The following is an 11,436-nucleotide window of genomic DNA, read 5'->3' as shown; positions in this document are numbered from 1 at the left end:
GGAAGCATTCCTGTAATGATTAAAAATGGCATTTGAACATAAAAATAACCTCTTGGTATGATATAAGTGTCCTAAGCTTGCCGGCAAAAAGGACAAATCATATATTCCAGGAGGCTTTCAAAATGAATTATAACCAAAATAATAAGATTGCTCAAATTACTTCTCAAACACTAATTATAGGTGTTGATATTGCGAAATTCAAGCACGTAGCTCGTGCGCAGGACTATAGAGGTTTGGAGTTTGGTAAACCTCTATACTTTGGAAATGCGAGAGATAGTTTTGATAGATTTGTTGAATGGATTAAAGAGATACAGGATCAACAAAACATGAATAAAGTAATCATTGGTGTTGAACCTACTGGACACTACTGGCTAAATTTAGCCCATTATCTAAAGGGTACTGACTTCAAGTTAGTAGTTGTCAATCCAGCTCATGTTAAGAAGACAAAGGAATTAGATGATAATTCCCCAACTAAGAATGATGTGAAAGATGCAAAGGTCATTGCCCAATTAGTGAAAGACGGAAGATACGCTGAACCTAATATTCCAGAAGGAATATATGCCGATCTTAGAATCGCTAGAAAAATACGCGATCAATTATCCGTCGACCTACAAGCGGTACAAGGGCAAATTCACAATTGGATTGACCGATATTTCCCTGAATTCCTAACAGTCTTTAAAGATTGGGAGGGGCTTTCTGCTCTACAAATATTAAAGCTAAATCTACTACCACATGAGTTAGCTGAACTCCCTGATCAAGAGTTATTAGCTCATATTAGGAAAGCTGCAAAACGTGCAGTGGGTATAAGTAGAATAAAAGAATTAAAGAAGGTGGCCGGCGTTTCAATCGGAATCCGTGAGGGTTCAGATTTGGCCAAATTAGAGTTAAGCACGTTGTTAGATAAGTATGAACTCATTACTAAAAAGTTTGAACAACTAGAGGTTAAAAGGGACGAGCTATTAGAACAAATACCAGGAGTGCACCAAATGCTAGCGATTACTGGGATAGGAAAAGATACGATAGCTGGGTTCTTTGCAGAGATTGGAGATTTACGTTATTACTCACATCCAAGGCAAATCATTAAACTTGCAGGATTAAGCTTGATGGAACACACATCAGGAAAACATAAGGGACAAACCAGAATAACCAAAAGAGGCAGGAGAAACCTAAGAGCCCTTTTGTTTAGAGTCATTATGCCCCTTGTAGCTAAGAATTCTGCTTTTAAAGCCTTACATGAATACTATACAAAGCGACCTGATAATCCATTAAAAAAGATGCAGTCACTGATCGCTTTATGTAATAAATTGATACGAGTGTTATTTGCAATAGGTAAGAAACAATTTGTGTTTAGTGAAGAAAGAATGTTGAAGGATATTCCTCATATGGCTGAATTGCCAAAAGTAGCTTAGAATTCTCGATATAACGTATAAATCATGCTTTTATAGTAGTTAATCTCAATAATTAATAGACATTTGAAGCACGGATTAGTCAGTAAAACAACTAAAATACGGACATAGATCCTGTCGGGAAGCATAACTGACATCTACCTCATGGAAAGGTTGGACGAAGGAATTTTGGAGCATAGACTCTGTGAGATATGGGAGGGTTGACCTCCATGAGAAATGTAGACATCCACCAGTGCGACCATACTTTAACTGGATTTCCACCTTTTGGATTAAGGTGGCTTGGGTACCTACAGTCTTTTTTGCTTCTCAACTCCAAAATTTAACTAAAATACAACTTTATCCCATGTTATTAAAGTCTATTAAATATGGATGACTATGAAATCGTGAGAAAAAACGAGAAATCGAGAGATTTACCTTTCTATATAGAGGGAGTTTAGTGAAAGAAGGATTAATAGTAAAGAAGGTTAAGTAATGATTAAAGAAATGGATATTCGATGTAAAGTTATTGTGATTTATTAGGAAGAAGTGATTTTATTGACAGAAATTGAAGAATTAAAAAAAGAAAAGGCATTATTAGTTGAACAAAGATCTAATTTATTCACTCCATTATTTATTAAGTTCTTTTCGTTTTTTGGAGTTGTTATTGTTAATGTATTAATTTATAACTTTCTTGAACCACTAGATAATATATGGGAAAAAGTTATTAATTATTGTTTAATATTTATTGTATTTTTAGTTTGGGTACGCTTTGCTAACCAATGCTTAAAATTATTTCGTATAGAATTAAAAATTGATTTAATTAGACTAAAAATTTTAAAGGGAAAGTTTATCAATAAAAAGTTATGAAATTCAATACTTATTTTAAAATGAATTATAAACGATTTTTCATTAACGGGTAAGATTAGTGGAAGAGGAAGCGATGAAATATATTGTAGTTAAGTGGACGAAGGTGAATTTAAATGATAGAGAAAAAAAGTGGAAAGATTAACGAGATAGTATACAATAACACTGTTTACTATAACGGAAAATATATTTATTACCCAACGATTACAGGTTTAAAGAGTATGTTAGATGAGATAATTAGTTCTAAATCAACTACCGATTATTTAAGAATTACTCCATTTTATATAAATGAATTATTGGATATGCAAATTGAGTTTGAAGAATATATGTTTTTTATAGAATGTAGAGACTGTTTTGACAAGGAAGTTCAGGAGAATCACATTAAAGAGTATCTTGATGTTCCAGATACACCAAGAACACTTAATGATTTAAGATTAGGCACAAAATTATATCCTCTATGTAAAAATGATGATGTAGTCTCTTTTCAAATTGCTCTTGAAAAATATAAGGATAGTTTAAAAGAAATTCTACCCAAATTGATGGAAATAGCAAAAACAGAAATGGGTTTAAAAGAGGTCCATTTACCTTTCGGATACTTTTGCTTTGAAGTTCATAGTGGATAGTAAAAAATATCAGGCCACCATTTAGAGGTGGTTTTCTTATTAAAGTAACGGGGAAGTTTAGTTATAGAAGGGAATTTCACGTAATTAAACAGAATATAATGAGTACAAAGGTGAAAATTTTTAAGGGGGTATTCGTTTGACAAAGGACAAAGATAAGAGCCAGATAGAAACCAATGATAAGTGGAACAGAACTCTTTACGGCAGCCCTACTATTGGTGGTTTTATTGTAATTGGTATAATTATAGCTTTTATTATTTATAACGTTTTCTCTAAGTAGGTATGAACGATGCTTCTTGTGTGAAGGATTGTTTTTTTATTCTTTAACAAACGGAGAAGGTTAGTTGAAGTAGGAAGGGGAATTTAATGAATCCAAAAGAGTTACTATTAAGAAATATAGAATCTTTCTTAGAGAATGAACTCAAGCAACTTGGTTTTAAATATTCCAGAAATGTTCCTAGGTTCACCAGGAGAATTGGAGATCTTGAACTGAATATTAGTTTCTCGCAAAGTAAATGGAATACTGAAGATTATTGTGAATTTTGGACTATGTGGAGTGTTACATCTAATACATACAGCAAGTGGTATTTAGAACAATGGGGTAATAAGCCAGCAAATAAAACAATTGTAGGAGATGCAGAATGGAATATACCAGGATGGACAAGAAATGCTAGTAACCACTTTATCCTTACTAATTCACCTAATGACATGAACCAAATGATTGAATTAAAAACAAACATAGAAAATATAGGTATACCCTTTTACGAAAAAATTAAGGATTGGAATACTGCAGCGGAGTATGCTTCCAAATCCATTATTGTACTATATAATAAAGTATGTGATTTTTACCTACTTGCTGATGAACCTGAGAAAGCCAAAGAAATACTAGAACAAGGTATTAAAGAAATCGAGCAAAGAGGTAATGACCAACTTATGCAACTACCTGAAATTGAAAAGAGATCACAGAAATATTTCAAGTCAGTCAAATAGTGCGTTGATCTATTGGAAGATTAACGCACATTTTGTTTAGCTTTCTTGTTGAAGTAAAGGGGAAGGTTAGATTAATAAACATTTAATGAACCACAATGAAGAAATCCATAAAAAGATTAATCTTGCGAAGTTATCGGGCAAGTATATAGATAGAATAAAAGGAGATATAAATTGAAAAAGAAAATAGTAAATAGCTTAATAATATTTATTTATATATTACCTTGGTCTTATCTTAATGATTTCCCCTTTGATGGTTATAGCACTACAATGGATATTATAAGGTTTACGCTTTCGTTGATTGGATGGATTATATTTGTCTACTTCCTTAAAAAGAGAAGATATGTAGCAATGAGTATAATGTTTATACTCTCACTTTTCTTTTCCCTTGGTTCTTGGGGGACATTCAATGGTTTGTAAAAAAGTCTTCTTTCACTAAAGGAAAGTTTAGTGAAAAAAGTTTTTAGTAGGTGAGATTTAATTGTTAAATTTACAAGAGATATATTCAAAGGATAAAAGATATAAAGCTGTAATTTTAAAGGAAAGAACTTATTTTAGAATTGAGTTATTCTAGTTCTATCCAGAAACTGTTGATGAAGACGGTGATGTATTAGAAGAGTTTTGGCAAGACATTACTAAGTCTAATACTATTACCGATTCAATAGAAAATGCTATTAAATTGGCACAGGAACAGCTTTCCTTATTCGACTAAAGGGGAAGGTTAGTTCAAAAAGGACATTTAAGATTATTAATAGATGGAGGATAAGTTTGACTAAAACAATAGCTTTTTTCCTAACTAATATAACTATTTTATTTATACTGACTTCTTGTGAGACTACCGAGATTACCTATTTATATCATAAGGATACTTATTCAGTAGGGGTACCAGTAGAAGAAATAAACTTTTCGGATGTGAAATTAAAAAAATATACAATTAACGAAATTTTGTTCTATCCTGTAATTAGACACAACAGTTCTAATAGTAATCCTGAGACATATTCACTAGCACTTAAGGTGTTTAAACCCAAAGAAGTTACTGATAATAGCGTTATTATCAACAATGTAAAATTAGAGGGTTCTAAAGCTATTACGTTTAAGCCCATTTCAACCGAAATTAATAAAAATATAGAGTTCATTAATGATGGTAATCAATTAGGTGTTAAGACAAGCGAAAACGACTTAATTGATGAAATAAACGATTATGATATGAATCTTAAAGATAACAAAAGTGAACTTAAGGTTTTAATTAATGTAAGTGTGATAAGTGGAAAACAAATCATTACTAAAGAATTAGAATATATTTTCAAGGCTGAAACTGAAGAGTATTCGACCTTTCTTCAATAGGTAATTCTTTTCAAGTATAGCTAAAGGACAGAAATAATCATGAAAATTACAGGAACTTCTTCTTATGTAAAGATCGAGTATGACGGAAAAATTGTGAAAGCATCAGGAGAAATGATTGTTGGTGGTTTTGTTGTTTTCAAAGACTCAATGAAAGCAGGGGAAGAACCACACTCAACAGAAGAATTTAATAATGAAATTAGAGGGAAAGTCATAAGAGATGTGATTGAGTATTGCAAGGATAAAGACTTCAAAGTCGAATTTGAGTAATCTTAATCCATTATAACCTCACATGTATCAATGGTATTTTAGGCTATATTAAAACTTCTTACTTCACTAACGGGAAAGGATAGTTAAATAAGGAATTGGTTTTGGTAATAAAGCAATATATGAGGTAGTAGCTATATGTGGGGGGATATGATGAATGAAAATGATTTGTTGGAGTTCCTAATATATATTGCTGAGGAAGATGCCCAAATCAGCACTATTGTTGGATTTTTCGCTAACCAATTAGGATATGAAGTAAATACTTTAAAAAGTATTGTTGATTATGGTGTGAAGATTGATATATTACAAGTAATTAAAAATGACGAAGACTCAGAAAACTATATAGTACTAAAGGGAAATGAGTTAAACGAAATTGATTGGTCTACTTCAAATGTTTGTAATGAAATATTCTATAAGGACTTTGGTTTTTATAGAAAAAAATTATTTGTTTCTAATCCTAGTATACCTGATGAATTTAGGGGCTTTATTAAAGAAGTTTCAAAACAGTGCAAGTACACCATGGGATTCGAGCTGGATTAGTGACCGTTGATGTTGAAGTAAAGGGAAGGTTATTTGAAGAAGGTTTTTGTTTTGAGCATTGATCAAGAAGGATTAATGCTTTTTTAATTGAATACTAATACTTAACTAAAATTTAGAATTGTATCTAGAGAATATAAGTTAGGTGTGAAATATGAAGATACGAAGTGCACTTCTCCAAACAACAAAAAATTTAGAACCTATATTTGAGTTGGAGAAAATTGATAATGAAGTAATATTGCAATGTCTTACTGATACATTTATAACGATACGTGGATTTAGTAAGAACATAAATAAGGAAGCTACTAATTATTATGAGGAACTCTTAGAAAATATTTATTATGAAGATATACCAATAACAGATAAGATGTTGAGAGAAGCAAAATATATTTGGAAAATTACTAGAAGAAAAAGAAGTGAAATCATATATAAATAATTACTTTTGGTTATTAAAGACTCTATTAATTTTTAATAATCCTTTTGATGAAGGGTGTAATGTTTGTGAAGGTGTGTTATTTTACTTCTTTGATGAAGAGGAAAAAGATTTAATTAAAATATGTAACACATGTAGCATGATATTTACTTATTCAAATAATGAAGTCGCTGCATCAAATTTAACAAGAAGATTACGCCCAGCTAGGAAGAATGAAATTAAATTTCAGTAAATTTTACTGTGAGCATACGATCTTCTTTAACTATCGGGAAGGGCTCAAAGGCACCATAGTTTATCGACCTTCTTCTCCCAGCCTTAGAAGCAGTATGGACGGATTCAATACATTTTCATTCTTTGTGGTGAAGCGCTGATCTTGCGCTTCATGGGTGGCTATCGGGAAGTTTAGTTTAATAAACTACTTTTAAAATTAAAGGAGAAAACATTGAAAAGAATCTTCTCTATATTATCAATTATTGTGGTTCTTATTATTATAATTACAATATATCTGAGTATGAGTCAGAAGTTAGATTACAATGTCCTAAACATACAGGAACTTCCTATAAAAGTACAAAATAAAGTATCAAAAAAACCCGAAATAAATGGTTTCTCTGTATACAATGATGAGATATACACTTATGTATTATATAGAGCAAATCATACAGAAAATGAGTATATTTCAACTGATCTTTCTGCATATAGGGAGAACGGGGAGATTATCATAAGTTGTTTCATAGATTTCGCAAATGATGATAGTCAAATATCGCACGAAAAAGTAATTAGATTAGATAAGATTGACAGAGATGATATTGTTCTAATTGAACATGACAAGAGGTAAACCATCTAAGATGGGTACCTTATTGTTGATATTCTTATTGTGCTAACGGGGAAGAATAGTTTAAGAATAACTAGTTCAATGATCCAGCAGGATTATTGAACTTTTTTATTGAAATAAAAAAGGAAAATTAACATTATTTCATGGGAGATACAAAGAATCTTTGAACAAGAATATAATCCACTTTATTAATTGGGCTAGAGATAATTGCTGGTATATAACTACTGAAGAAAAAACAAGTTTAAATGTTAGTGCATTTTTTTAGATACATTGAAATACCAAGTGAATATCTTGATATTTTAAGGTTGGTCAAACAGTGTATTACAACAGATGAGAAAAAATGGTTTATATGTGAGGATGAGTTTAATAATAAATCGGATATAGCATTTAATTAAAGTGGCAATGTGATAATTGCATTATTGCAAAATTTTTATCATTAGTAAAAGATTACATTTTTATAAGAAAATGTGTAAATTGTGGAATGATGAAAAGTATTGTTTTGAAGGATGGAGGAAATAGTGTTGCAAGAGACTCTTGTAAATGCAAATAAAGAAGGGCAAGATGGTGGCGCGGCCATCCTAACCAAATTAGGTGATTATGTAGAGGTTAGATACAACGATAAGAAAAAGTTAGTGGAATTCTATCGTGAAAATAGATACTTAGGCTCCTTACGTTCTGAGCAGAAAAAAGAAGGTTACGCAAAGGTAATAAGGAAAGAAAGACTGATTAGAGGCTATCACTTCACTCTGGAATTCTACCAAGGGATGACTAGGGAAGAAGGGGAAATAAAACAAGAACTTCATGAGAAAAGACAACAAGAAATTATAGAAGAGATTAAAGCTGAGAACTTAAAGAGAGAACAAGATAGGCAAGCAAAATTATATCCACCCAAAGAGCCGATTACGGATGATAAGGTAATAAATAGTCATTCTTTTAGGAATTTAGTATCCCGTTTTTATTTAGTTACAAATGGGAAAGGAACATTTGAACCTACTTTTATAAGTATAATTTCAACCTTTTTCGGTGATACCACACAAAATGTAGAAGAAAAAAATCGTGAATGGTGGAAAAAGCATTTACCTAATATAGATAACACTGAGATTGAAGAGTACTGCCATCAATTAAATGAAAATGACAGATTGTTATCTCTTGTCACACGTTGCCGGGCTGATATGATACGAGTAAAAGAGCAACAATGGAATGAAAGAGAAAGATATATTTCTAGAGGATATACAAGACATACTCATTGTTGGAGATGTCGAACTAGACTAAACTCGCAAAGCCATAACAAGTGTTCAAGATGTAATTGGTTGATCTGTTCATGTGGAGCGTGTCAACAAGGATGTTCTGGTCATTAAAATTCTGAAAAAAAGAGAAGTATAACTTAAAGACCTAAAATTCAATAATGGAAGTTTATTGGCTTGCTTTATCTATAAAGGGTGTAGATAAGTTAAGAATAATGTTCTATGGTCGAGGCAGGAAAAAGTAGTTTGGAAGAAATAGAGGTGGAAATTATTGAAACATAGGATTACACATATTATAAAATACTTAATGATGGTGTAAGTGGGTTTATTGAGTGATTAAATCGCTATATATTATATATGGAAAGGCGGAGAAACCCCTTACTTAACTAACGGGTAAGTTTAGTTCAATAAGCTATTTGGTAAAGGAGTTATATTTATGAAATCCTTATATAATAAAATTATAGATAACCCTGAAATTGCAGAAGTTCTAACAGACTACTTTGATTTCGAAATACTAGGAGTTCCTAGCTATAATACAGAATCATATTATTTTAATGTTGAAGATACTGTAAAAGTAATTGCCCAAGATGCTGCCGGTGGAGTATTTGCTTTTGTAGGAAGTGATGACGAGGAAAATCTACCTATAATTTATATAAGTTCTGAGGGACAGGCTGGGAAGGTTGGGCGTAACTTTAAAGAATTTATTTCTTTGATGGTTTCTTGCCCAAATTGGCAGGACTTATTGAAGTTCTCAGGGAATGGTCAATTATCGGAAATGGTAAAGGCACTATCATTCTTAGAAGACGAACTTCTTGAAGATTTTCCAAATATAGAGGATGTAAAAAAAACTGTCAGATCCGAACTTTCTATAGACATAATATTCAATCCAGCTGATGTTCTATTTATGACAATGAAATCAGAACCAAAAATAGTTGTAATTGATAACGATGGAGACGAGTTAGAGTCACTATTTAACTCCTTTACAGTAATGGATAATCCTGAATGGAGAAATAAGTTAAATAACATATTTTAACTAACGGGGAAGTTTAGTTTAACGAGTAAAATAGCTTATTAGAAGAATAGTTGAGGTAAAAAAATGATTTCAAACATAATTATGGGATTACCCATATGTATTATAGGTGTTGGGATATTAATATTTGGTTATTACTATCACAGCGAAGTAATTAGACAGGATTTAAGGATATATGAAAATAGATCAAGATTATCACTTATCTTACACTTTATAGTTTTGTTTATGTATGAGAGTTGGTTATTCTTCCTGGGAGGCATTATTGTAATCTTACTAGGAATTGCATTTTTATTTGGATTCAGATTATAAACTTATTGTGCTACCATGAAAATTAATCGCTGTAATATCAAAAAAAGGCATTACTAAATTAGACGCAGCTCAGTCAATTTTTTTAAAACGAGAGCGCCGACATAGTGTTTTATCTGATGATAGTTGACTAGTTTAAGATACTTTAGGTTCTTGTATAGAGACGATGTATCCCAATCCTTCGAGTCTCCGAAGTGAATGATTTACAATTGATTGCTGTCTCTGTTTGTCAAAATAGTCTTCGCCTAGATCTACATACATTTCTTTACGAGTTAAAAGGTAATAGGCTATTCTCATCATGGCATGTGCAACTACAATACCAGCGCGTTTCCTGCCTTTTCTCGAGGCTGTTCGCCTATACAATGCTCCTAGATAGTTCTTCGAACCTTTTACTGAATGAGCTGCTTCTGTTAATGCTGATCTTAAATATTTGTTGCCCTTTTTTGTTTTTGCTGATTTTCTTTTCCCAGCACTCTCGTTATGACCTGGTACTAAACCAGCCCATGAACACATATGTGGTGCAGTTGGAAATTGATTTTTAACGTCAGTTCCTACTTCAGACATGATTTGCTCAGCCATTCTTCTTGCTATACCAGGAATAGAATCTAATCGTTCAATATCTTCTTGATAAGTGTTCATTCTTTCTGCAATCTCAGAATCAAGCATATCTATTTGATCTGTTAAAAAATCAATATGTTTTAAAATAGTTTTCAGCATTAGTCGCTGATGTGAGCTAACGTATCCTTTTAGCGCTAATTCTAACTCTTCCTTTTTCTTTTTCATTGATCGACGAGCGAAGTTTGCAAGTATTTCGGGATTATCTTCACCATCTGCGATTGCGTTAAGCATATCTCTAGCTGATACTCCCATAATATCTGACACAACTGATCCTAACTTAATATTCGCTCCTTCCAACACTTTTTGAATGCGATTGTGTTGCCTGGCACGTTCTTCAATAATGCTTCGACGATAACGAACGAGCTCACGTAATTCACGTTGATTTCGATCAGGAATATAACTAGCTTTAATCAGTCCGTGCCGCAGAAGCTTAGCTATCCATTCAGCATCCTTAACATCAGTTTTACGTCCTGGAACTGCCTTCATATGCTGTGCATTGACAACTAAAAACTCAATATCCTCAGCTTCTAGTAAATTCACAATAGGCTTCCAGTAAACACTTGTGCTTTCCATGGCAACATGTGTGCATTTGTACTGTTTAATCCAGTCAACTAGTTGGATCAAAAACACAGTCTTAGTTGAAAAAGTTTGAATCTCCTTCCCTTGTGGTGTGATAATACATGCAGTAATGTTGTCCTTATGGACATCCATACCACAGGCTCTTTCAATAATTACATCCATTGAAATTTTTCCTTTCTACGGCGATTGTTAGAATTAGAGGCTGGTGCATCAACCAGAATAGGATTAATCTACCATGTGTGCTTCCCGTAAGGGAGCGACAATCAGTGGTGCACCGTGGTCGGTGGAGTCAGACTAAAGGATGGGCTCTAACGCACCAAACACAAACGACCTTCCTCTCCCAGCCGTAGAATCAGTATTGACAGTAAAAAACCATTTTCATTCTCTGTGGTG

Annotated in this window: 13 protein-coding genes; 12 read left to right on the top strand and 1 reads right to left on the bottom strand. The window is 32.4% G+C overall.

Going from position 1 to position 11,436, the window contains the following annotated elements:
* Positions 1-122 precede the first annotated feature (122 nt).
* The 12 genes from JR050_RS01360 (at position 123) to JR050_RS01310 (ending at position 9,543) form a co-directional block, all read left to right on the top strand.
* On the top strand, positions 123-1,409 hold the full coding sequence (locus JR050_RS01360; protein ID WP_204201725.1) for an IS110 family RNA-guided transposase: 1,287 nt from the start codon (positions 123-125) through the stop codon (positions 1,407-1,409).
* 531 nt (positions 1,410-1,940) lie between these two features.
* Positions 1,941-2,252, top strand: a complete 312-nt coding sequence (locus JR050_RS01355; RefSeq protein ID WP_204201724.1) for a hypothetical protein — start codon at positions 1,941-1,943, stop codon at positions 2,250-2,252.
* A 113-nt stretch (positions 2,253-2,365) separates the two neighbouring features.
* Positions 2,366-2,872 (top strand): hypothetical protein, encoded by a 507-nt coding sequence (locus tag JR050_RS01350; RefSeq protein WP_204201723.1) that lies wholly within the window; start codon positions 2,366-2,368, stop codon positions 2,870-2,872.
* A gap of 363 nt (positions 2,873-3,235) precedes the next feature.
* The gene (locus tag JR050_RS01345) at positions 3,236-3,859 is read left to right on the top strand and encodes a hypothetical protein (RefSeq protein ID WP_204201722.1); all 624 of its coding nucleotides are present in this window, start codon (positions 3,236-3,238) and stop codon (positions 3,857-3,859) included.
* Positions 3,860-4,624: 765 nt separating this feature from the next.
* Positions 4,625-5,200, top strand: coding sequence for a hypothetical protein (locus JR050_RS01340; RefSeq protein ID WP_204201721.1), 576 nt, complete (start codon positions 4,625-4,627; stop codon positions 5,198-5,200).
* A gap of 39 nt (positions 5,201-5,239) precedes the next feature.
* Positions 5,240-5,467: an Imm74 family immunity protein gene (locus JR050_RS01335; protein WP_204201720.1), complete on the top strand. Its 228-nt coding sequence runs from the start codon at positions 5,240-5,242 to the stop codon at positions 5,465-5,467.
* A gap of 150 nt (positions 5,468-5,617) precedes the next feature.
* Positions 5,618-6,004: a hypothetical protein gene (locus JR050_RS01330; protein WP_204201719.1), complete on the top strand. Its 387-nt coding sequence runs from the start codon at positions 5,618-5,620 to the stop codon at positions 6,002-6,004.
* 151 nt (positions 6,005-6,155) lie between these two features.
* Positions 6,156-6,437, top strand: coding sequence for a hypothetical protein (locus JR050_RS01325; protein ID WP_204201718.1), 282 nt, complete (start codon positions 6,156-6,158; stop codon positions 6,435-6,437).
* 439 nt (positions 6,438-6,876) lie between these two features.
* The gene (locus tag JR050_RS01320; RefSeq protein ID WP_204201717.1) at positions 6,877-7,269 is read left to right on the top strand and encodes a hypothetical protein; all 393 of its coding nucleotides are present in this window, start codon (positions 6,877-6,879) and stop codon (positions 7,267-7,269) included.
* Positions 7,270-7,681: 412 nt separating this feature from the next.
* The gene (locus JR050_RS20910) at positions 7,682-7,816 is read left to right on the top strand and encodes a DUF8096 family protein (RefSeq protein WP_488153828.1); all 135 of its coding nucleotides are present in this window, start codon (positions 7,682-7,684) and stop codon (positions 7,814-7,816) included.
* Positions 7,788-8,624, top strand: a complete 837-nt coding sequence (locus JR050_RS01315; protein WP_204201716.1) for a hypothetical protein — start codon at positions 7,788-7,790, stop codon at positions 8,622-8,624. Before JR050_RS20910 ends, JR050_RS01315 begins: the two co-directional genes overlap by 29 nt.
* 322 nt (positions 8,625-8,946) lie before the next feature.
* Positions 8,947-9,543 carry a hypothetical protein gene (locus JR050_RS01310; RefSeq protein WP_204201715.1) on the top strand — a complete coding sequence of 199 codons (597 nt, stop codon included), beginning with the start codon at positions 8,947-8,949 and terminating at the stop codon, positions 9,541-9,543.
* Between the two features lie 438 nt (positions 9,544-9,981).
* On the opposite strand, the gene JR050_RS01305 is transcribed toward JR050_RS01310, so the two are convergent.
* Positions 9,982-11,205, bottom strand: coding sequence for an IS110 family RNA-guided transposase (locus JR050_RS01305; protein WP_204201714.1), 1,224 nt, complete (start codon positions 11,203-11,205; stop codon positions 9,982-9,984).
* Positions 11,206-11,436: the final 231 nt, after the last annotated feature.

The sequence above is a fragment of the Bacillus suaedaesalsae genome (assembly GCF_016890225.1).
In the GTDB taxonomy this organism is placed as follows: domain Bacteria; phylum Bacillota; class Bacilli; order Bacillales; family SA4; genus Bacillus_BS; species Bacillus_BS suaedaesalsae.
Note: the sequence above shows the minus strand (reverse complement) of the source record. Positions and strands in the feature narration are given on the sequence as shown.